Annotated in this window: 33 protein-coding genes; all 33 read left to right on the top strand. The window is 34.4% G+C overall.

All coding sequences use genetic code 11. The features are described 5' to 3' along the window. Positions 1 to 35: 35 nt before the first annotated feature. The 33 genes from rpsL to rpsK all read left to right on the top strand — a co-directional run bounded on the left by rpsL (position 36) and on the right by rpsK (position 18,667). Positions 36 to 458: a 30S ribosomal protein S12 gene (rpsL, locus tag HF520_RS13720; protein ID WP_168574475.1), complete on the top strand. Its 423-nt coding sequence runs from the start codon at positions 36 to 38 to the stop codon at positions 456 to 458. 121 nt (positions 459 to 579) lie between these two features. Beyond that, positions 580 to 1,050: a 30S ribosomal protein S7 gene (rpsG, locus tag HF520_RS13725; RefSeq protein WP_122641130.1), complete on the top strand. Its 471-nt coding sequence runs from the start codon at positions 580 to 582 to the stop codon at positions 1,048 to 1,050. 55 nt (positions 1,051 to 1,105) lie between these two features. After that, the gene (gene fusA / locus HF520_RS13730) at positions 1,106 to 3,172 is read left to right on the top strand and encodes an elongation factor G (protein WP_168574476.1); all 2,067 of its coding nucleotides are present in this window, start codon (positions 1,106 to 1,108) and stop codon (positions 3,170 to 3,172) included. A gap of 107 nt (positions 3,173 to 3,279) precedes the next feature. Beyond that, entirely contained in the window at positions 3,280 to 4,473 is a 1,194-nt protein-coding gene (gene tuf / locus HF520_RS13735) for an elongation factor Tu (protein ID WP_168574477.1), read from the top strand. A 395-nt stretch (positions 4,474 to 4,868) separates the two neighbouring features. Next, positions 4,869 to 5,177 carry a 30S ribosomal protein S10 gene (rpsJ, locus tag HF520_RS13740; protein WP_122641132.1) on the top strand — a complete coding sequence of 103 codons (309 nt, stop codon included), beginning with the start codon at positions 4,869 to 4,871 and terminating at the stop codon, positions 5,175 to 5,177. Between the two features lie 92 nt (positions 5,178 to 5,269). Further along, positions 5,270 to 5,899, top strand: a complete 630-nt coding sequence (rplC, locus tag HF520_RS13745) for a 50S ribosomal protein L3 (protein ID WP_168574478.1) — start codon at positions 5,270 to 5,272, stop codon at positions 5,897 to 5,899. A 28-nt stretch (positions 5,900 to 5,927) separates the two neighbouring features. Further along, positions 5,928 to 6,551: a 50S ribosomal protein L4 gene (gene rplD / locus HF520_RS13750; protein WP_168574479.1), complete on the top strand. Its 624-nt coding sequence runs from the start codon at positions 5,928 to 5,930 to the stop codon at positions 6,549 to 6,551. Next, on the top strand, positions 6,551 to 6,841 hold the full coding sequence (gene rplW, locus HF520_RS13755; protein ID WP_153973102.1) for a 50S ribosomal protein L23: 291 nt from the start codon (positions 6,551 to 6,553) through the stop codon (positions 6,839 to 6,841). The genes rplD and rplW overlap by 1 nt, the downstream gene beginning before the upstream one ends. Positions 6,842 to 6,871: 30 nt before the next feature. Beyond that, on the top strand, positions 6,872 to 7,702 hold the full coding sequence (gene rplB / locus HF520_RS13760; RefSeq protein ID WP_122641136.1) for a 50S ribosomal protein L2: 831 nt from the start codon (positions 6,872 to 6,874) through the stop codon (positions 7,700 to 7,702). A gap of 39 nt (positions 7,703 to 7,741) precedes the next feature. Next, entirely contained in the window at positions 7,742 to 8,023 is a 282-nt protein-coding gene (rpsS, locus tag HF520_RS13765; RefSeq protein WP_168574480.1) for a 30S ribosomal protein S19, read from the top strand. Between the two features lie 35 nt (positions 8,024 to 8,058). Continuing rightward, positions 8,059 to 8,394 carry a 50S ribosomal protein L22 gene (gene rplV, locus HF520_RS13770; RefSeq protein WP_147516909.1) on the top strand — a complete coding sequence of 112 codons (336 nt, stop codon included), beginning with the start codon at positions 8,059 to 8,061 and terminating at the stop codon, positions 8,392 to 8,394. 22 nt (positions 8,395 to 8,416) lie between these two features. Continuing rightward, positions 8,417 to 9,238: a 30S ribosomal protein S3 gene (gene rpsC, locus HF520_RS13775; RefSeq protein WP_168574481.1), complete on the top strand. Its 822-nt coding sequence runs from the start codon at positions 8,417 to 8,419 to the stop codon at positions 9,236 to 9,238. A 33-nt stretch (positions 9,239 to 9,271) separates the two neighbouring features. Beyond that, complete coding sequence (rplP, locus tag HF520_RS13780) at positions 9,272 to 9,703, top strand: 50S ribosomal protein L16 (protein ID WP_122641140.1); 432 nt, start codon at positions 9,272 to 9,274, stop codon at positions 9,701 to 9,703. A 1-nt stretch (position 9,704) separates the two neighbouring features. Further along, positions 9,705 to 9,908 (top strand): 50S ribosomal protein L29, encoded by a 204-nt coding sequence (rpmC, locus tag HF520_RS13785; RefSeq protein ID WP_122641141.1) that lies wholly within the window; start codon positions 9,705 to 9,707, stop codon positions 9,906 to 9,908. A gap of 21 nt (positions 9,909 to 9,929) precedes the next feature. Beyond that, positions 9,930 to 10,184 carry a 30S ribosomal protein S17 gene (gene rpsQ, locus HF520_RS13790; RefSeq protein WP_147541923.1) on the top strand — a complete coding sequence of 85 codons (255 nt, stop codon included), beginning with the start codon at positions 9,930 to 9,932 and terminating at the stop codon, positions 10,182 to 10,184. Between the two features lie 26 nt (positions 10,185 to 10,210). Beyond that, positions 10,211 to 10,579, top strand: coding sequence for a 50S ribosomal protein L14 (rplN, locus tag HF520_RS13795; protein WP_147541922.1), 369 nt, complete (start codon positions 10,211 to 10,213; stop codon positions 10,577 to 10,579). 22 nt (positions 10,580 to 10,601) lie between these two features. After that, a complete protein-coding gene (rplX, locus tag HF520_RS13800) occupies positions 10,602 to 10,907 on the top strand; it encodes a 50S ribosomal protein L24 (RefSeq protein ID WP_168574845.1) in 306 nt (101 codons plus the stop codon). Positions 10,908 to 10,932: 25 nt separating this feature from the next. Further along, positions 10,933 to 11,475 (top strand): 50S ribosomal protein L5, encoded by a 543-nt coding sequence (rplE, locus tag HF520_RS13805; protein WP_168574482.1) that lies wholly within the window; start codon positions 10,933 to 10,935, stop codon positions 11,473 to 11,475. A 47-nt stretch (positions 11,476 to 11,522) separates the two neighbouring features. Next, positions 11,523 to 11,708: a type Z 30S ribosomal protein S14 gene (locus HF520_RS13810; RefSeq protein ID WP_122641145.1), complete on the top strand. Its 186-nt coding sequence runs from the start codon at positions 11,523 to 11,525 to the stop codon at positions 11,706 to 11,708. A 33-nt stretch (positions 11,709 to 11,741) separates the two neighbouring features. Further along, positions 11,742 to 12,140 carry a 30S ribosomal protein S8 gene (rpsH, locus tag HF520_RS13815; protein WP_168574483.1) on the top strand — a complete coding sequence of 133 codons (399 nt, stop codon included), beginning with the start codon at positions 11,742 to 11,744 and terminating at the stop codon, positions 12,138 to 12,140. Positions 12,141 to 12,170: 30 nt separating this feature from the next. Continuing rightward, a complete protein-coding gene (gene rplF / locus HF520_RS13820; RefSeq protein ID WP_168574484.1) occupies positions 12,171 to 12,713 on the top strand; it encodes a 50S ribosomal protein L6 in 543 nt (180 codons plus the stop codon). A 34-nt stretch (positions 12,714 to 12,747) separates the two neighbouring features. Then, on the top strand, positions 12,748 to 13,116 hold the full coding sequence (gene rplR, locus HF520_RS13825) for a 50S ribosomal protein L18 (protein WP_168574485.1): 369 nt from the start codon (positions 12,748 to 12,750) through the stop codon (positions 13,114 to 13,116). A gap of 29 nt (positions 13,117 to 13,145) precedes the next feature. After that, positions 13,146 to 13,655, top strand: a complete 510-nt coding sequence (gene rpsE / locus HF520_RS13830) for a 30S ribosomal protein S5 (RefSeq protein ID WP_168574486.1) — start codon at positions 13,146 to 13,148, stop codon at positions 13,653 to 13,655. A 14-nt stretch (positions 13,656 to 13,669) separates the two neighbouring features. After that, a complete protein-coding gene (rpmD, locus tag HF520_RS13835) occupies positions 13,670 to 13,855 on the top strand; it encodes a 50S ribosomal protein L30 (RefSeq protein WP_095406309.1) in 186 nt (61 codons plus the stop codon). 32 nt (positions 13,856 to 13,887) lie between these two features. Further along, positions 13,888 to 14,331 carry a 50S ribosomal protein L15 gene (gene rplO, locus HF520_RS13840; protein WP_153973109.1) on the top strand — a complete coding sequence of 148 codons (444 nt, stop codon included), beginning with the start codon at positions 13,888 to 13,890 and terminating at the stop codon, positions 14,329 to 14,331. A 43-nt stretch (positions 14,332 to 14,374) separates the two neighbouring features. Further along, the gene (gene secY, locus HF520_RS13845) at positions 14,375 to 15,649 is read left to right on the top strand and encodes a preprotein translocase subunit SecY (RefSeq protein ID WP_168574487.1); all 1,275 of its coding nucleotides are present in this window, start codon (positions 14,375 to 14,377) and stop codon (positions 15,647 to 15,649) included. A 12-nt stretch (positions 15,650 to 15,661) separates the two neighbouring features. Continuing rightward, positions 15,662 to 16,312, top strand: coding sequence for an adenylate kinase (locus HF520_RS13850; protein WP_168574488.1), 651 nt, complete (start codon positions 15,662 to 15,664; stop codon positions 16,310 to 16,312). Continuing rightward, positions 16,312 to 17,058, top strand: coding sequence for a type I methionyl aminopeptidase (map, locus tag HF520_RS13855; RefSeq protein WP_168574489.1), 747 nt, complete (start codon positions 16,312 to 16,314; stop codon positions 17,056 to 17,058). The genes HF520_RS13850 and map overlap by 1 nt, the downstream gene beginning before the upstream one ends. Before the next feature lie 18 nt (positions 17,059 to 17,076). Then, a complete protein-coding gene (locus HF520_RS13860; RefSeq protein ID WP_168574490.1) occupies positions 17,077 to 17,352 on the top strand; it encodes a KOW domain-containing RNA-binding protein in 276 nt (91 codons plus the stop codon). Positions 17,353 to 17,379: 27 nt separating this feature from the next. Then, positions 17,380 to 17,598: a translation initiation factor IF-1 gene (gene infA, locus HF520_RS13865; protein ID WP_122641155.1), complete on the top strand. Its 219-nt coding sequence runs from the start codon at positions 17,380 to 17,382 to the stop codon at positions 17,596 to 17,598. A gap of 35 nt (positions 17,599 to 17,633) precedes the next feature. After that, entirely contained in the window at positions 17,634 to 17,747 is a 114-nt protein-coding gene (gene rpmJ, locus HF520_RS13870) for a 50S ribosomal protein L36 (RefSeq protein ID WP_017753001.1), read from the top strand. A gap of 119 nt (positions 17,748 to 17,866) precedes the next feature. Beyond that, positions 17,867 to 18,238, top strand: a complete 372-nt coding sequence (rpsM, locus tag HF520_RS13875) for a 30S ribosomal protein S13 (protein WP_122641156.1) — start codon at positions 17,867 to 17,869, stop codon at positions 18,236 to 18,238. A gap of 30 nt (positions 18,239 to 18,268) precedes the next feature. Further along, on the top strand, positions 18,269 to 18,667 hold the full coding sequence (gene rpsK / locus HF520_RS13880; protein ID WP_122641157.1) for a 30S ribosomal protein S11: 399 nt from the start codon (positions 18,269 to 18,271) through the stop codon (positions 18,665 to 18,667).

The following is an 18,667-nucleotide window of genomic DNA, read 5'->3' on the forward strand; positions in this document are numbered from 1 at the left end:
AGATCGAAAATTATTAAAAGAGGAGGTGCAGATGAATGCCAACAATTAACCAATTAGTTCGTAAAAGTAGAAAAGCAATAGAGAAAAAATCTACTGCTCCAGCATTACAAAAAGGATACAATTCTTTAAACAAAAAAGCTACTGATGCAAGTGCTCCACAAAAAAGAGGAGTTTGTACTTCAGTAAAGACAGTTACTCCTAAGAAACCTAACTCAGCTTTAAGAAAAGTTGCCAGAGTTAGATTAACAAATGGTATAGAAGTTTCTGCTTATATACCAGGAGAAGGACACAACTTACAAGAGCACAGTGTTGTTCTTATAAGAGGAGGAAGAGTTAAAGACCTTCCAGGGGTTAGATACCACATATTAAGAGGTACTTTAGATACTGTAGGTGTTGATAAGAGAATGCAAGCTAGATCTAAGTACGGTGCTAAGAGACCTAAAGCTGCAAAGAAATAATAAAACTAACAATTGATTATAGTGCGGTGCTTTAAATATATAGACATATTTATGGCATCACGGCATTATATAATGTCGAGTACCTATGATTTAAGATTAAATAATTAAGGAGGGAAGCAAAATGCCAAGAAAAGGTAATGTTCCAAAAAGAGAAGTTTTACCAGATCCAATGTATGGAAGTAAGGTAGTAACTAAGTTAATAAATAACTTAATGATAGATGGGAAAAAAGGGAAAGCTCAAACTATAGTTTATGATGCTTTCGCTATGATAGCTGAAAAAACAGGAGAAGATGCTTTAGAAGTATTCAATACTGCTATGGAAAACATAATGCCTGTTTTAGAAGTTAAAGCAAGAAGAGTTGGTGGAGCTAACTACCAAGTACCAGTTGAAGTTAGACCTGAAAGAAGACAAACTTTAGGTTTAAGATGGTTAGTAAACTATACTAGAGCTCGTGGAGAAAAAGGTATGGTTGAAAAGCTTGCTAAAGAAATAATGGACGCTGCTAACAATACAGGAGCTTCTGTTAAGAAGAAAGAAGATACTCATAAGATGGCAGAAGCTAATAAAGCATTTGCTCATTACAGATTCTAATAAATAGAATAGACCGATAACCTTAAGAGAATAGGATATCATAAGGAGGATAACCATGGCTAGAAAGTTTCCTTTAGAGAAAACTAGAAATATAGGAATCATGGCTCATATAGATGCAGGGAAAACTACTACTACAGAAAGAATCCTGTTCTACACTGGGCAAACTCATAAAATAGGAGAAACTCACGAAGGAGCTTCTCAAATGGACTGGATGGAGCAAGAGAAAGAAAGAGGTATAACAATAACTTCTGCTGCTACTACTGCTCAATGGAAAGGCCATAGAATAAACATAATAGATACTCCAGGTCACGTCGACTTCACAGTTGAGGTTGAAAGATCTCTAAGAGTTCTTGATGGATCAGTTGCAGTATTCTGTGCTAAAGGTGGGGTTGAACCTCAATCTGAGAATGTATGGAGACAAGCTGACAACTACGGAGTACCAAGAATGGCATTCGTAAATAAAATGGACATCATGGGTGCAGACTTCTATAATGTTGTACAAATGATGAAAGATAGATTAAATGCAAATGCTGTACCAGTTCAATTACCAATAGGTAAAGAAGATTGGTTACAAGGTGAAGTTGACTTAGTAGAAATGTGTGCTCACATATACAAAGATGACTTAGGAAAAGAAATAGAAAAAACTGAAATACCTGAAGATATGAAGGAATTAGCTGCTGAGTGGAGAGAAAAATTAATCGAAGCTGTAGCTGAAACTGATGAAGAGTTAATGATGAAATATCTTGAAGGTGAAGAGTTCTCTGTAGAAGAAATAAAAGCTGCTATAAGAAAAGCTACTATAGCATGTGAAATGAACCCAGTATTCTGTGGTTCTGCATACAGAAACAAAGGTGTTCAGTTATTATTAGATGGTGTTGTTGATTACTTACCAGCTCCAACTGATATACCGGCTATAAAAGGTGTATTAGACAATGGAGAAGAGTCTGAAAGAAAATCATCTGATGAAGAACCATTCTCAGCTTTAGCATTCAAAATAATGACTGACCCATTCGTTGGGAAGTTAGCATTCTTCAGAGTTTACTCTGGTATAATGCAAGGAGGATCTTATGTTCTTAACTCTACTAAAGGTAAGAGAGAAAGAATAGGACGTATTCTACAAATGCATGCTAACACAAGAGAAGAAATAACTGAAGTATATGCTGGAGATATAGCTGCAGCAGTAGGATTAAAAGATACTACTACTGGAGATACTTTATGTGATCCAGCTCATCCAATAATACTTGAATCAATGGAATTCCCTGAGCCAGTTATATCTGTTGCTATAGAGCCTAAGTCTAAGGCTGCTCAAGAAAAAATGGGTATAGCTCTTCAAAAATTAGCTGAGGAAGATCCAACTTTCGTGGTTAAGACTGATGAAGAAACAGGACAAACTATAATATCAGGTATGGGTGAATTACACTTAGAAATAATCGTTGATAGATTATTAAGAGAATTCAAAGTTGAAGCTAACGTAGGTGCTCCACAAGTTGCTTATAGAGAAACTATAACTCAACCAGTTGATGTTGAATACAAGTACTCTAAGCAATCAGGTGGTAGAGGACAATATGGTCACGTTAAGATCAGAGTTACTCCTCAAGAAGCAGGTGCTGGATACAAATTCGAAAACAAAACTGTTGGTGGATCTGTACCAAAAGAATACGTTGGACCAACTGATGCAGGTATACAAGGTGCTATGCAAGCTGGTATAGTTGCAGGATACCCAGTTGTTGACGTTGCTGTTGAATTATACGATGGTTCTTACCATGAAGTCGATTCATCAGAAATGGCATTCAAAATGGCAGGATCTATGGCTATGAAGGACGCTCTTAAGAAAGGTAACGCTGTGTTACTTGAGCCATTCTTCAAAGTTGAAGTCGTTACTCCAGAAGAATACATGGGAGACGTTATGGGTGGATTAAACTCTAAGAGAGGATTAATCCAAGGTATGGAAGCTAGAAATGGTGCACAAGTTATAAATGCATTCGTTCCACTTTCAGAAATGTTTGGATACTCTACAGAGTTAAGATCAACTACTCAAGGTCGTGCAACATACACTATGATATTCGACCACTACGAGCAAGTTCCAGCTTCAGTTGCTAAGAAAATAGCTGAAGGTAAATAATAATAATAACTTTTTATAAAGTTAATTATATATAATATAAATCTAAAAAAAGTAAGGTGAGAATTATCTCACCTTACATAAAAATATATTCAGGGAGGTATTTCAAAATGGCTAAAGCTAAATTTGAAAGAAGTAAACCACATGTTAATATAGGAACAATAGGTCACGTTGACCACGGTAAAACTACATTAACAGCTGCTATAACAAAAACTTTACATGAAAGATATCAATTAGGAGAAGCTGTAGACTTTGCTAACATAGATAAAGCTCCAGAAGAAAGAGAAAGAGGTATCACAATATCAACTGCTCACGTTGAGTATGAAACTCCAAACAGACACTACGCTCACGTTGACTGTCCAGGACATGCTGACTACGTTAAGAACATGATAACAGGTGCTGCTCAAATGGACGGTGCTATATTAGTTTGTTCAGCAACTGATGGACCAATGCCTCAAACAAGAGAGCATATACTATTATCAAGACAAGTTGGTGTACCATACATAGTGGTATTCTTAAACAAGTGTGATATGGTAGACGACGAAGAATTATTAGAGTTAGTTGAAATGGAAATAAGAGACTTATTAAATGAGTACGAATTCCCAGGAGATGACACTCCAATAATGAGAGGATCAGCTTTAATGGCTTTAGAAGATCCAACTTCAGTTTGGGGAGATAAGATAGTAGAATTATTCGAAATAATAGACGAATATATACCAGCTCCAGAAAGAGATGTAGACAAAGACTTCTTAATGCCAGTAGAAGACGTATTCTCTATAACAGGTAGAGGAACAGTTGCTACAGGTAGAGTTGAAAGAGGTATATTAAAAGTTCAAGACGAAGTTGAAGTTGTAGGACTTTCAGAAGAACCAAGAAAGATAGTAGTTACTGGAGTAGAAATGTTCAGAAAATTACTAGATCAAGCAGAAGCTGGAGATAACATAGGAGCATTATTAAGAGGTGTTCAAAGAACTGAAATAGAAAGAGGACAAGTATTAGCTAAGCCAGGAACAGTTAAAGCTCACACTAAATTCAAGGCTGAGATATACGTTCTTAAAAAAGAAGAAGGTGGAAGACACACTCCATTCTTCGATGGATACAGACCACAATTCTACTTCAGAACAACTGACGTAACAGGAGCTTGTAAATTACCAGAAGGAATAGAAATGGTAATGCCAGGAGATAACGTAACTATAGAGGTTGAATTAATAAACTCTATATGTGTTGAAGAAGGATTAAGATTCGCAATAAGAGAAGGTGGAAGAACAGTAGCATCAGGTGTTGTTGCTTCTATAATAGAATAATCTCTTATATAGAATTATTTATAGATAAAAGAGGGGGGGCAACCTCCTCTTTTTTTGATTTAAAATGCAGTATATGGTATACATATTTTATTGACAATAATGATCAAAAGATATATACTAAATAAGTGCTTTGTTAGAAGAATTAAATCAAGTTTGTAAAAAAATTTTACATAGTAAAATAAAAATTGTAAAATCATAAAAAAAACTTGAAAAAATGTAAATTATAATATAAAATATAATAGTGTGCTTGAGAGATACGAAAACTTATAATAAATCTTAGTGTTAATTTAGTTAATATTGGTTTTTAAAAACACAACACACCCGGAGGTGTGTATCGGTATTAACGGGTTTAAAACACGTAAGATTAAAAAGTTCGATAAAAGGAGGGAAATAAAATGGCTAAAGAAAAGATAAGAATAAGATTAAAGTCATATGATCACAAATTATTAGATTTTTCAGCTGGAAAAATAGTAGAAACTGCTAAAAAAGCTGGATCACAAGTTTCAGGACCTGTGCCACTACCAACTGAAAAGCAAATAGTGACAATATTAAGAGCTGTGCATAAATACAAAGACTCTAGAGAGCAATTCGAAATAAGAACTCATAAGAGATTAATAGACATAGCTAACCCAACACCTAAGACTGTTGATTCATTAATGAGATTAGATTTACCAGCTGGTGTTGATATAGAAATAAAATTATAAGATAAACACCTAAGATACTTATCCTATAAGGTAACTATCTTAGAATGATTACCTAAAAGGTAATCCGCTGTAAGATTATAGGAGGTGCTAATATGAAAGGAATATTAGGTAAAAAAATAGGTATGACTCAAATATTCACTGAAGTTGGTGCAGTAGTACCAGTTACAGTTGTTGAAGCAGGACCTGTTGTTGTAACTCAAATAAAAACTGTTGAAAAAGACGGATATAACGCAGTTCAAGTTGGTTTTGGAGATGTTAAAGAAAAATCTTTAAACAAACCTCAAAAAGGACATTTAGCTGCTGCAAATACTTTAAAGAAACACTTAAAAGAATTCAGAGTTGACTCTGTAGAAGGATACACAGTTGGACAAGAAATAAAAGCTGATTTATTCGCTGCAGGAGAAATGGTAGATGTAAGTGGAATATCTAAAGGTAAAGGATTCCAAGGTCCAATAAAGAGACATGGACAATCTAGAGGACCAGAATCTCACGGTTCTAGATACCACAGAAGACCAGGTTCAATGGGTGCTTGTTCATTCCCTGGTAGAGTATTCAAAAACAAAAAATTAGCTGGACACATGGGTAGCGTTAAAGTTACTGTTCAAAACTTAGAAGTAGTTAGAATAGATGCTGAAAAGAACCTTATATTAGTTAAAGGTGCTATACCAGGAGCTAAAGGTTCAGTAGTAACTATAAAAGAAGCAGTTAAAGCTTCTAAATAATAACTAACCTAAGAAAGGAGGAAGCATAATGCCAAAATTAAATGTATTAAATATTAATGGACAAAATGTTGGAGAAATAGAATTAGCTGATTCTATATTCAACGTAGAAGTTAATGAGCACGTTTTATACGAAGTTGTTAAAAATCAATTAGCAAACAAGAGACAAGGTACTCAATCTGCTAAAACTAGAGCAGAAGTTAGAGGTGGCGGAAGAAAGCCTTGGAAACAAAAAGGAACTGGTAGAGCTAGACAAGGTTCTATAAGAGCTGTACAATGGGTTGGTGGTGGAGTTGCATTCGCACCAAAGCCAAGAAACTATAGCTACACTTTACCAAGAAAAGTTAGAAGATTAGCTATAAAGAGTGCTTTAACTTCTAAAGTACAAAACAACGAAATAATAGTATTAGATTCTTTCAATATGGAAGCTCCTAAGACTAAAGAATTCGTTCAAATATTAAAGAATATAAATGCTGCTAAGAAAGCTTTAGTAGTAACTGCTGAAAATAACACTAACGTTATAAAATCAGCTGCTAACGTAGAAGGTGTTGCAACTGCTACAGTTAACACTATAAACGTTTACGATATATTAAAATATGATTCATTCATAATAACAACAGACGCTGTTAAAAAAGTGGAGGAGGTGTACGCATAATGACTAATCCACATGATATAATAATAAAGCCAGTTGTAACTGAACAAAGTATGGCTGACATGGTTGAGAAAAAATATACTTTTGTAGTGGCAAAGTCTGCTAACAAAACTGAAATAAAGAAAGCTATAGAAAAAGTTTTCGGAGTTAACGTTGAAAAAGTAAACACAATGAACTACGATGGAAAAGTTAAAAGAATGGGTAGATCTGAAGGAAGAACTGCAAGCTTCAAAAAAGCAGTAGTTAAATTAGCTGCTGATAGCAAAGAAATAGAATTCTTCCAAGGTATGTAATACCCCTAATTAACAAAGGAGGGAAAACAGATGGCTATAAAAAAGTTTAAACCAACTTCTCCTGCCTTAAGACAAATGACAGTTTTAGTTTCTGATGAAATAACTTGCAATGAACCAGAAAAATCTCTTTTAGTTTCATTAAAGAAAAACTCTGGTAGAAATGCACACGGGAAAATAACTGTTCGTCACAGAGGTGGAGGAAACAGAAGAAAATATAGAATAATAGATTTCAAGAGAAATAAAGACGGTATACCTGCTAAGGTTGCTACAATAGAATACGATCCAAACAGAACTGCTAACATAGCTTTATTAAACTATGCAGATGGTGAAAAAAGATATATATTAGCTCCTGTTGGATTAAAAGTTGGGGATACTGTATTATCAGGACCAACTGCTGATATAAAACCAGGAAATGCTATGGCATTAAAAGATATGCCAGTTGGTACAGTTGTACACAACATAGAATTAAAGCCAGGAAAAGGAGCTCAGTTAGTTAGATCTGCTGGTGTTTCTGCTCAATTAATGGCTAAAGAAGGAAAATATGCTTTACTTAGATTACCATCAGGTGAAATGAGATACGTAAGCATAAACTGCAAAGCTACTATAGGACAAGTTGGTAATATAGAGCACGGTAACGTAGTTATCGGTAAAGCAGGTAGAAAAAGACATATGGGTATAAGACCTACTGTAAGAGGTTCTGTAATGAACCCTAATGACCATCCACACGGTGGTGGTGAAGGTAGATCTCCAATAGGTAGACCATCACCAGTTACTCCATGGGGTAAACCAGCTCTTGGATACAAAACTAGAAAGAAAAACAAAGCTTCTGATAAGTTAATAGTATCAAGAAGAACTAAATAATAAATTTTAATTTATTTGCCCGGGAAAGGAGGATATTAAATGTCAAGATCAACTAAAAAAGGACCTTTTATACATGCTAGACTTTTAAAGAAAGTTGAAGCTATGAATGAAAGTGGAAATAAAGAAGTAATAAAAACTTGGTCAAGAAGTTCAACAATATTCCCTCAAATGGTAGAGCATACTATAGCTGTACATGATGGAAGAAGACACGTTCCTGTTTATATAACAGAAGATATGGTTGGACATAAATTAGGTGAGTTCGTTGCTACAAGAACTTTCAAAGGACACAAAGACGACGAAAAATCTAACAAAAGAAAATAATTATATATTTTGACTAGGGAAGGAGGAAGAACACAATGGAAGCAAAAGCTACTGCAAAATTTGTACGTGTATCTCCAAGAAAAGCAGGTCAAGTATGTGACCTTGTAAGAGGAAAAAATGTTGATGAAGCATTAGCAATATTAAAGTACACTCCAAGAGGAGCAGCTTCAATAATAGCTAAGGTTGTTAAATCTGCTAAAGCTAACGCTGAAAATAACCACGAGATGGACGTTGAAAAATTATATATAGATTCAATAGTTGCTAACCAAGGACCTACAATAAAGAGATTTATGCCTAGAGCTATGGGTAGAGCTACTATGATAAGAAAAAGAACTTCTCATATAGAAGTTGTTGTTAAAGAAAAAAAATAATGAATAGATAGGAGGGAAAACAATGGGACAAAAGGTTAACCCACACGGACTGAGAGTCGGTGTTATAAAAGATTGGGATTCAAGATGGTTTACAACTGATAAAAAAGAGTTCGGAAACTTAATATTAGAAGACCACAATGTACGTAAATTCTTAAAGAATAAATTATACTCTGCTGGAGTTGCTAAGATAGAAATAGAAAGATCAGCAAACAAGTTAAAGTTAGACTTACACGTTGCTAAGCCAGGTGTTGTTATAGGAAGAGCTGGTGCTGGTATAGAAGCTTTAAAAGCAGAATTAGAAAAAATGACAAAGAAAAATGTTATAGTTAATATCGTTGAAGTAAGAAGCATCGATAAAAACGCTCAATTAGTAGCTGAAAACATAGCATTAGCTATCGAAAGAAGGGTAGCTTTCAGAAGAGCTATGAAGCAAGCTATACAAAGAGCTTTAAAATCAGGAGCTAAAGGTATAAAAGTTTCTGCATCTGGTAGATTAGGTGGAGCTGAAATGGCTAGAACTGAAGGATACAGCGAAGGAAACGTGCCTTTACAAACATTAAGATCTGATATCGATTACGGATTTGCTGAAGCTGATACTACTTACGGAAAAATAGGTATCAAAGTTTGGGTATGCAACGGAGAAGTTTTACCAACTAAAAACGGAGTAAACCCAAGAGAAGACAGAAGAAACGATAGAAGAAACAACAAGAGAAACGACAGAAGAAACGATAATAGAAGAAACAATTCTAGAGGAAATGACAGAGGAAACAACAGAGGACAAAGACCTCAAGGACAAAGACCTCAAGGACAAAGACCTCAAAGAACTGAAAATAAAGAAAACTAAAATTAATAAGGTTCAAGGAAGGAGGAAATTCTCATGTTAATGCCAAAGAGAGTAAAACGTCGTAGAGTTCACAGAGGAAGCATGGCTGGTAAAGCTCAAAAAGGTAACAAAGTTACTTATGGTGAATTCGGATTAATGGCTATGGAAGCTTCATGGATAACTTCTAACCAAATAGAAGCTGCCAGAATCGCGATGACAAGATATATAAAAAGAGGCGGTAAGGTTTGGATAAAAATATTCCCTCACAAGCCTGTAACAAGAAAACCTGCTGAAACTCGTATGGGTGCTGGTAAAGGTTCACCAGAATACTGGGTAGCAGTAGTTAAGCCAGGAAGAGTTATGTTCGAACTAGCTGGTGTAGATGAAGCTAAAGCAAGAGAAGCTATGAGACTTGCAATGCACAAACTTCCTGTAAAATGTAAGTTTGTAAAGAAAGAAGATTTAGAAGTAAAGGGTGGTGAATAGGATGAAAGCTAAAGAATTAAGAGATTTAACAAGCGAAGAGCTAATGAATAAATTAAATGACTTCAAAAGTGAATTATTTAGCTTAAGATTCCAATTAGCTACTGGTCAATTAGAAAACACAGCAAGAATTAAGTTTGTGAAAAAGGATATAGCTAGAGTAAAAACTATCCTTGCTGAAAGAAAGTTAAACGAAACTAGAGCTTAATTGGAAAGGAGGCTTTTTAACATGGAAAGAGGAAGAAGAAAAGTAAGAATAGGCCGTGTTGTAAGTGACAAAATGGACAAAACTATAGTAGTTGCTGTTGAAGATTTCGTACGTCATCCATTATACAATAAGCCAGTTAAGAGAACTAAAAAGTTCAAGGCTCATGATGAAAACAACGTATGTAGAATCGGAGATAGAGTTAAGATAATGGAAACTAGACCTTTATCTAAAGATAAGAGATTCAGATTAGTTGAAGTTGTTGAAAAAGTTAAGTAGTTTTTTGGAAAAGGAGGGATTACGATATGGTACAACAAGAGACACGTTTAAAAGTTGCGGATAACTCTGGTGCAAAAGAATTACTTTGTATTCGTGTACTAGGTGGAAGTAAAAGAAGATATGGTAATATAGGCGACGTAATAGTTGCTAGTGTTAAAAGTGCAACACCAGGTGGAGTTGTAAAAAAAGGTAAAGTTGTTAAAGCTGTTATAGTAAGAAGCAAAAAAGGCATAAGACGTAATGACGGAAGTTATATAGCTTTCGACGAGAATGCTGCTGTAATAATCAAAGATGATAAAACTCCAGTAGGAACTCGTATATTCGGGCCTGTTGCTAGAGAGTTAAGAGATAATGATTTCATGAAGATAGTTTCTCTTGCTCCAGAAGTACTATAATAAGGAGGTGCAATAGGACATGATGCGTGTTAAAAAAGGCGACACTGTTGTAGTAATAGCAGGAAAAGATAAAGGTAAAAAAGGTACAGTTACTAAGGTAATGCCAAAGGCTAATAGAGTATTAGTTGAAGGTGTTAACGTAATAACTAAGCACCAAAAACCAAGTGCTATGAATCCACAAGGTGGAATAATAAATAAAGAAGCCCCAATTCATATATCTAACGTTATGCCATTAGATCCTGAAACAGGAAAAGGAACAAGAGTTAGATTTGAAGTTAAAGATGGGAAAAAAGTAAGAGTATCAGTAAAGAGCGGAAAAGAAATATAATATAGCTTGAAAGGAGGGACCTTAAATGGCTTCTAGATTACAAGAAAAATATATGAAAGAAGTTGCTCCTGCTTTAATGGAGAAATTTGGATATAAGAACGTTATGGAAATACCTAAGTTAGACAAAATAGTTATAAACATGGGTATAGGTGACGCTAGAGAGAATCCAAAAGGCTTAGAAAAAGCTGTTGAAGAAATGGAAATAATATCTGGTCAAAAGCCAGTTGTTACTAGAGCAAGAAAGTCTGTTGCGAACTTCAAATTAAGAGAAGGTATGCCAATAGGTGCTAAAGTAACTTTAAGAGCAGATAAAATGTACTACTTCATGGATAAGTTAGTATCTGTATCTTTACCAAGAGTTAGAGACTTCAGAGGAGTTAATGCTAATGCATTCGACGGAAGAGGAAACTACGCTTTAGGTGTTAAAGAACAGTTAATATTCCCTGAAATAGAATACGATAAAGTTGATAAAGTAAGAGGAATGGATATAATATTCGTTACAACTGCTAAAACAGACGAAGAAGCTCGTGAATTATTAAAATTATTAGGAATGCCGTTTTCTAAGTAAGCTTAGAAAATGTCATTTTCTAAGCGAAATTAAAGGAGGGAATTCCAGTGGCAAGAAAAGCAATGGTTGTTAAACAACAAAGAAAGCAAAAGTACGCTACTAGAGAGTACACTAGATGTAGCATATGTGGAAGACCACATTCAGTATTAAGAAAATTCGGTATATGCCGTATATGCTTTAGAGAATTAGCTTATAAAGGTCAAATACCTGGTGTTAGAAAAGCAAGCTGGTAAGAACCAGTTAACGAATGGAAGGAGGGTTTCAATATGACAATGACAGATCCAATTGCAGATATGCTTACACGTATAAGAAATGCTAACGTTGTTAAGCATGAAACTGTTGACGTTCCTGCTTCTAATATGAAGAAAGAAATAGCTAGAATCTTATTAGAAGAAGGTTTCGTTAGAGGTTATGATGTTATAGAAGATGGAAAGCAAGGAATAATAAGAATACAATTAAAGTACGGACAATCAGGCGAAAGAGTTATATCAGGACTTAAGAGAATATCTAAGCCAGGTATGAGAGTTTACGCTTCTAACCATGAAGTACCAAAAGTATTAAATGGATTAGGTATATCAGTTATATCTACTTCAAAAGGTATATTAACTGACAAGCAAGCAAGAAAAGAAAATGTTGGTGGAGAAGTAATCTGCTACGTTTGGTAATATAAACGAACAATGTAAGGAGGTGCGACTATGTCAAGAATAGGTGTTAAGCCAATAACTGTGCCAGCTGGTGTTGAAGTAACTATAACAGAAGGAAACTTAGTTACAGTTAAAGGACCTAAAGGAACTTTATCTAAGCAATTTGATGCGGCATTAACTATAAAGCAAGAAGAAAATACTATAACTGTTGAAAGACCTACTAACAACAAGCAACATAGATCATTACACGGATTAACTAGAACGTTAATAGATAATATGGTAGTTGGTGTTACTAATGGATTCGAAAAGAAATTAGAATTAGTTGGTGTTGGATACAGAGCTCAAAAGCAAGGGAAGAAATTAGTTATGAACTTAGGATTCTCTCATCCAGTAGAAATGGAAGATCCAGAAGGAATAACTGTTGAAGCTCCTAACCAAACTGAGTTAATAGTTAAAGGTATAGATAAGCAATTAGTAGGAAACTACGCTGCTAAAATAAGAGACTGGAGAAAGCCAGAGCCATACAAAGGTAAAGGTATAAGATACGCTGGTGAAGTTGTAAGACGTAAAGAAGGTAAAACTGGTAAGAAATAATACCAAACCTAAACGTTAAGAAAGGAGTGATCTCATGTTAAAGAAAGCTGATAAAAACGCAAAAAGACTTCAAAGACATAAGAGAGTTCGTAAAAAAGTAAACGGAACTACTCAAAGACCAAGATTATGTGTATTTAGAAGTTCAAACAATATATATGCTCAAATAATAGATGATACAAACAGAGTTACTCTTGTTTCTGCATCTTCTTTAGAAGCAGAAGTAAAGGGAGCTGTAAGTCATACAGGAAACAAAGCTGCAGCTAAAATGGTTGGTCAATTAGTGGCTAAAAAAGCTGTAGAAAAAGGAATCACTGAAGTTGTATTTGACAGAGGTGGATACCTATATCACGGAAGAATACAAGAGTTAGCTGAAGGTGCTAGAGAAGCTGGTCTTAAGTTCTAATTACATTAGAAATAAAGGAGGGAAATCACATGCTACGTCGTAAGCCGATAGATGCAAGACAACTTGATTTACAAGAAAGAGTTGTTGAAGTTAGACGTGTTACTAAAGTTGTTAAAGGTGGTAGAAACTTTAGATTCGCAGCTTTAGTTGTTGTAGGAGACGAAAACGGACACGTTGGTGTAGGTACTGGAAAAGCTATGGAAGTTCCAGATGCTATAAAAAAAGCAGTAGAAGATGCTAAGAAGAATCTTATAGAAGTACCAATGGTTGGTACAACTATTCCTCATCAAGTAAACGGACACTTTGGTGCTGGAAAAATATTAATAATGCCTGCTCAAGAAGGTACAGGAGTTATAGCTGGGGGACCTGCTAGAGCTGTACTTGAATTAGCTGGATTAAAAGACGTTAGAGCTAAATCTTTAGGATCTAACAACCCAAGAAATATGGTAAATGCTACAATAGAAGGACTTAACTCTCTTAAGACAGCTGAAGAAATAGCTAAATTAAGAGGTAAAAAAGTTGAAGATCTTCTAGGGTAAGGAGGTAGTGTAAGATGGCTAAATTACAAATAAAATTAGTTAGAAGTACAATAGGAACTACTCCTAACCAAAGAAAAAACGTAGAAGCGTTAGGATTAAGAAAAAGAGAACAAGTAGTTGTTAAAGAAGATAATGCCCAAACAAGAGGTATGATAAACAAAGTTAAGCATTTAGTTGAAGTAACTGAAATAGCTGAATAATTATTGACTAGTAATAAAAGGAGGTGCTGACAATGAAACTACATGAATTAAGACCTGCTGAAGGTGCAGTAAGATCTAAGAAAAGATTAGGTAGAGGTACTGCTACTGGACAAGGTAAAACTGCAGGACGTGGACAAAAAGGACAAAAGTCTCGTTCAGGTGGTGGAGTAAGAGTTGGATTCGAAGGTGGACAAATGCCACTTGCTAGAAGACTTCCTAAGAGAGGTTTCAAAAATCCATTCAGAAAAGAATACACTGAAGTTAATGTTGAATTATTAAACAGATTTGAAAACGGAACAGAAATAACTGCTGAAGTTTTAAAATCAACTGGAGCTATAAGCAAAATAGCTAAAGACGGTATAAAAGTTTTAGGAAACGGAAACTTAGAAAAAGCTGTAACTGTTAAAGCTGCTAAATTTACTGCTTCAGCTCAAGAAAAAATAGAAAAAGCTGGTGGAAAAGCAGAGTTAGTTTAATCTACACTGTATTTTCAGGCCACTACAGGCGGGGTGAATTAACGTGCTATCACAGTTAAAACAAGCTTGGAGAATTAAAGACGTAAGAAAAAAAATATTATATACTTTAATGATGATTGCTGTATTTAGGATAGGTGCGACTATACCTGTTCCTGGAGTGGACACAAGTATTATAAAGGAGATGGTAGGTAAAAATAGCCTACTTTCCCTGTATAATATGTTCACAGGGGGTGCATTTAGTAGTTTTACTCTATTTGCATTGGGGATAGGACCATATATCACTGCATCGATTATCTTACAACTTTTAACTATTGGTTTTGAGAGCCTGGATGAACTCCAAAAATCAGGTGAAGAGGGTAAGAAAAAGATAAATAAGTATACAAAATATACAGCATTAGCACTAGCTTTTGTACAAGCAATAGGTATCACTCTAGGTGTTATTAAAAGCTTTGGAGCACTTAAATCTGATAATGTGTTCTTTATATCAACTATAATATTAACATTAGTTTCATCTAGTATGTTATTAATGTGGATAGGTGATAAGATAACAGAAAAAGGTTTAGGAAATGGTAGTTCAGTAATAATATTTGTTGGAATTGTTTCGAGAGTACCATCAGATGTTATAAGTACTATAAATATGGTGCAAAATGGTAGTCTTGCTATATGGGCTGCAGTTATGTTAGCAGTAGTAATTCTTCTTACAATAACAGCTGTTACGTATATACAAGAAGCTACTAGAAAAATACCAGTTCAGTATGCTAAAAGAGTTGTTGGAAGAAAGATGTATGGAGGACAAAGTTCTCATATACCAATGAAAGTTAACCAATCAGGAGTTATACCAGTAATTTTTGCTAGTTCACTTTTAGCTTTTCCACAAACTATAGCAATGTTCATGGGAGCAGATGCTCAAAACTTTGTCCAAACATACTTAACTCCAAATGGAGATATAGGATTTTGGATATATAGATCACTTGAAGTTCTATTAATAGTATTCTTTGCTTATTTCTATACAACTGTATCATTTAATACAGAAGACATAGCAAATAACATGAAAAATAATGGAGGATTTATACCAGGTATAAGACCAGGTAAGCCAACTATTGATTATTTAAATAGAATATTATCAAGATTAACTCTAGCAGGAGCTATATTCCTGGCTATAATATCATTAATACCAGCGTTTGCAACACATTATATGAATGTAAGTATGAGCCTAGCTGGAACATCGTTATTAATAGTTGTTGGAGTTGCTTTAGAACTTAAGAGACAATTAGAATCAAACTTAGTTATGAGAAACTATCAAGGTTTCTTAAAATAAGGAGATGATAATATGAGAATAATATTACTTGGACCTCCTGGTGCTGGAAAAGGTACTCAGGCTGCAGGCATAGTAGAAAAATATAACATACCTCATATATCAACAGGAGATATATTCAGAAAGAATATAAAAGAAGGAACAGAGCTTGGAAAGAAAGCTAAAGAATACATGGATCAAGGATTATTAGTTCCAGATGAGTTAACTGTAGGTTTAGTAACTGATAGAATAACTCAAGAAGACTGTAAAAATGGATTTATGTTAGATGGATTTCCAAGAAATGTATCTCAAGCTGAACAATTAGATGCGTTTTTAAAAGAAAATAATATAGCTCTTAGTAACGTTATAAATATAGAGGTTGATAAGAACATATTAGTTTCAAGAGCAGTTGGAAGAAGAATTTGTAAATCTTGCGGTGCTACGTATCATGTTGAGTTTAATCCTCCTAAAATAGAAGGCGTATGCAATGTATGCCAAGGGGAGTTATACCAAAGAGCGGATGATAATGAAGAAACTGTATCAAAGAGAATACAAGTATATCTAGATGAAACTAAACCATTAGCTGATTATTATGCTAAAGAAGGTATATTATCAAACATAAATGGTCAACAATCTATAGATGAAGTATTTGCAGATATAGTGACTGCTCTAGGAAGTGAAAAATAATGATTGTTATTAAATCAAAAAAAGAAATAGAACTTATGAGAGAGGCTGGCAAAATTGTAGCTGAAACTCATGAACTATTAAAGGAAGCTATTACTCCGGGAATATCTACTTTAGAGTTAGATAAAATAGCTGAAGAGAATATAAGAAAATATAATGCCATCCCATCTTTTAAAGGCTATGGTGGATTTCCAGGAAGTATATGTGCATCTATAAATGAACAAGTTGTACATGGAATTCCAGGAGATCAGATAGTAAAAGAAGGTGACATTATTAGTATAGATATAGGAGCCTATTATAAAGGATATCATGCTGACGCTGCTAAAACGCACGGTGTAGGTATTATATCTGAAGAAGATAGGAAATTAATAGAAGTAACAAAAGAAAGCTTCTATGAAGGCATAAAATTTGCTAAACTAGGATATAGACTTTCGGATATCTCACACTCAATACAAGCGCACGTAGAGAAACATGGTTTCTCAGTTGTTAGAGATCTAGTAGGTCATGGAGTAGGCACAGAACTTCATGAAGATCCTCAAGTTCCTAACTATGGTCCTCCAGGCAAAGGTCCAAGACTTAGAGAAGGAATGGTAATTGCAATAGAGCCAATGATTAACATAGGTAGTTATTATGTAAAGACTCTATCAGATGGATGGACAATCGTCACTATAGACGGTAAAAAATCAGCTCACTATGAGCATACGATAGCAATTACTGAAGATGAACCACTTATATTAACTAAGCTTTAGTTTGAAGGTGATGAAAGAGTGCTATCAGAAAAAATAAGAGTAGGTCAAGTTGTAAAAAGTTTATCAGGTAGAGAAACTGGAAGATTATTTTTCGTTGTAAAAGTAATAGATCCTCAGTATGTTTTAATATCTGATGGTAAAAAACGAAAACTTGACAGACCTAAGCTAAAAAAAGTTAAGCACTTAAAAGTATATAAATTTTTTAATGAAGAAGTTAAAAATAAAATAGCGTCTGACAAAATAACAGATGCTTTTTTAAGAGCTGAACTTACTAAATCAAAAAATAATTTTTGATTAGTTGAATGGAGGTCTGGTTATTTAATGGCCAAAAAAGATGTAATAGAATTAGAAGGTACAGTTATTGAAAACTTACCTAATGCTATGTTCAAAGTAAGATTAGAAAATGGACATGAAGTATTATGCCATTTATCTGGAAAGCTAAGAATGAACTTCATAAGAATTCTTGAAGGTGATAAGGTAAATGTTGAACTTTCTCCATATGACCTTACAAGAGGAAGAATCACTTGGCGTAAGAAGTAGGCTATCTTATTTAGTAGTCTAAGGAGGGATTAATAATGAAAGTAAGACCATCAGTAAAACCAATGTGTGAAAAATGCAAGGTTATAAAAAGAAAAGGTAAAGTAATGGTTATCTGCGAAAATCCTAAGCACAAGCAAAAGCAAGGATAAGAAATTATTACTAGTAATTTGTTAACTTTTATAGTATAATAGTAAACTGTGATGTTAACAATAGGGCGCTTGCGCGTCAAAAAGAAAATTAAATAAAACATGTGTAGGAGGTGCGAATCATGGCAAGAATAGCTGGGGTAGATTTACCTAGAGAAAAAAGAGCAGAGATAGGCTTAACTTATATATATGGTATAGGAAAAGCTACTGCTAATGAAATATTAGCTAAAGCTGATATAAATCCTGACACGAGAATAAAGGATTTATCAGATGATCAAGTTAATGAATTAAGAAAAATAATAGACGCTGATTTCTTAGTTGAAGGTGACTTAAGAAGAGAAATCGCTTTAAACATAAAGAGATTAAGAGATATAAAATGTTATAGAGGTTTAAGACATGCTAAGGGTCTTCCTTTAAGAGGTCAAAGAACTAAGACTAATGCTAGAACTAGAAAAGGTCCTAGAAAAACTGTATCTCGTAAGAAGAAAAAATAAGAATAATAATTAGATAGGAGGGAAATGACAATGGCTAAACCAAAAAAGAAAGCTACACGTGTTAGAAGAAGAGAGCGTAAAAACATTGAACGTGGACATGCGCATATACAATCTACTTTTAACAATACTATAATAACTTTAACAGATGTTCACGGAAATGCTATATCTTGGGCATCTTCTGGACAATTAGGATTCAAAGGATCAAGAAAATCTACTCCTTTCGCATCTCAAATGGCTGCAGAAACTGCTGCTAAAGCTGCAATGGAGCATGGTTTAAAAACTGTTGAAGTATTCGTAAAAGGTCCTGGTTCAGGTAGAGAAGCTGCTATAAGAGCATTACAAGCTACTGGACTAGAAGTAACAATGATAAAAGACGTTACTCCAATCCCACACAACGGATGTAGACCACCAAAAAGAAGAAGAGTGTAA

The sequence above is a fragment of the Romboutsia sp. CE17 genome (assembly GCF_012317385.1).
Taxonomy (GTDB): domain Bacteria; phylum Bacillota; class Clostridia; order Peptostreptococcales; family Peptostreptococcaceae; genus Romboutsia_E.

Coding starts and splice junctions, on each gene's coding strand:
- rpsL (WP_168574475.1), top strand. CDS start 36: ATGCCAACAATTAACCAATTAGTTCGTAAAAGTAGAAAAGCAATAGAG.
- rpsG (WP_122641130.1), top strand. CDS start 580: ATGCCAAGAAAAGGTAATGTTCCAAAAAGAGAAGTTTTACCAGATCCA.
- fusA (WP_168574476.1), top strand. CDS start 1,106: ATGGCTAGAAAGTTTCCTTTAGAGAAAACTAGAAATATAGGAATCATG.
- tuf (WP_168574477.1), top strand. CDS start 3,280: ATGGCTAAAGCTAAATTTGAAAGAAGTAAACCACATGTTAATATAGGA.
- rpsJ (WP_122641132.1), top strand. CDS start 4,869: ATGGCTAAAGAAAAGATAAGAATAAGATTAAAGTCATATGATCACAAA.
- rplC (WP_168574478.1), top strand. CDS start 5,270: ATGAAAGGAATATTAGGTAAAAAAATAGGTATGACTCAAATATTCACT.
- rplD (WP_168574479.1), top strand. CDS start 5,928: ATGCCAAAATTAAATGTATTAAATATTAATGGACAAAATGTTGGAGAA.
- rplW (WP_153973102.1), top strand. CDS start 6,551: ATGACTAATCCACATGATATAATAATAAAGCCAGTTGTAACTGAACAA.
- rplB (WP_122641136.1), top strand. CDS start 6,872: ATGGCTATAAAAAAGTTTAAACCAACTTCTCCTGCCTTAAGACAAATG.
- rpsS (WP_168574480.1), top strand. CDS start 7,742: ATGTCAAGATCAACTAAAAAAGGACCTTTTATACATGCTAGACTTTTA.
- rplV (WP_147516909.1), top strand. CDS start 8,059: ATGGAAGCAAAAGCTACTGCAAAATTTGTACGTGTATCTCCAAGAAAA.
- rpsC (WP_168574481.1), top strand. CDS start 8,417: ATGGGACAAAAGGTTAACCCACACGGACTGAGAGTCGGTGTTATAAAA.
- rplP (WP_122641140.1), top strand. CDS start 9,272: ATGTTAATGCCAAAGAGAGTAAAACGTCGTAGAGTTCACAGAGGAAGC.
- rpmC (WP_122641141.1), top strand. CDS start 9,705: ATGAAAGCTAAAGAATTAAGAGATTTAACAAGCGAAGAGCTAATGAAT.
- rpsQ (WP_147541923.1), top strand. CDS start 9,930: ATGGAAAGAGGAAGAAGAAAAGTAAGAATAGGCCGTGTTGTAAGTGAC.
- rplN (WP_147541922.1), top strand. CDS start 10,211: ATGGTACAACAAGAGACACGTTTAAAAGTTGCGGATAACTCTGGTGCA.
- rplX (WP_168574845.1), top strand. CDS start 10,602: ATGCGTGTTAAAAAAGGCGACACTGTTGTAGTAATAGCAGGAAAAGAT.
- rplE (WP_168574482.1), top strand. CDS start 10,933: ATGGCTTCTAGATTACAAGAAAAATATATGAAAGAAGTTGCTCCTGCT.
- rpsH (WP_168574483.1), top strand. CDS start 11,742: ATGACAATGACAGATCCAATTGCAGATATGCTTACACGTATAAGAAAT.
- rplF (WP_168574484.1), top strand. CDS start 12,171: ATGTCAAGAATAGGTGTTAAGCCAATAACTGTGCCAGCTGGTGTTGAA.
- rplR (WP_168574485.1), top strand. CDS start 12,748: ATGTTAAAGAAAGCTGATAAAAACGCAAAAAGACTTCAAAGACATAAG.
- rpsE (WP_168574486.1), top strand. CDS start 13,146: ATGCTACGTCGTAAGCCGATAGATGCAAGACAACTTGATTTACAAGAA.
- rpmD (WP_095406309.1), top strand. CDS start 13,670: ATGGCTAAATTACAAATAAAATTAGTTAGAAGTACAATAGGAACTACT.
- rplO (WP_153973109.1), top strand. CDS start 13,888: ATGAAACTACATGAATTAAGACCTGCTGAAGGTGCAGTAAGATCTAAG.
- HF520_RS13850 (WP_168574488.1), top strand. CDS start 15,662: ATGAGAATAATATTACTTGGACCTCCTGGTGCTGGAAAAGGTACTCAG.
- map (WP_168574489.1), top strand. CDS start 16,312: ATGATTGTTATTAAATCAAAAAAAGAAATAGAACTTATGAGAGAGGCT.
- infA (WP_122641155.1), top strand. CDS start 17,380: ATGGCCAAAAAAGATGTAATAGAATTAGAAGGTACAGTTATTGAAAAC.
- rpmJ (WP_017753001.1), top strand. CDS start 17,634: ATGAAAGTAAGACCATCAGTAAAACCAATGTGTGAAAAATGCAAGGTT.
- rpsM (WP_122641156.1), top strand. CDS start 17,867: ATGGCAAGAATAGCTGGGGTAGATTTACCTAGAGAAAAAAGAGCAGAG.
- rpsK (WP_122641157.1), top strand. CDS start 18,269: ATGGCTAAACCAAAAAAGAAAGCTACACGTGTTAGAAGAAGAGAGCGT.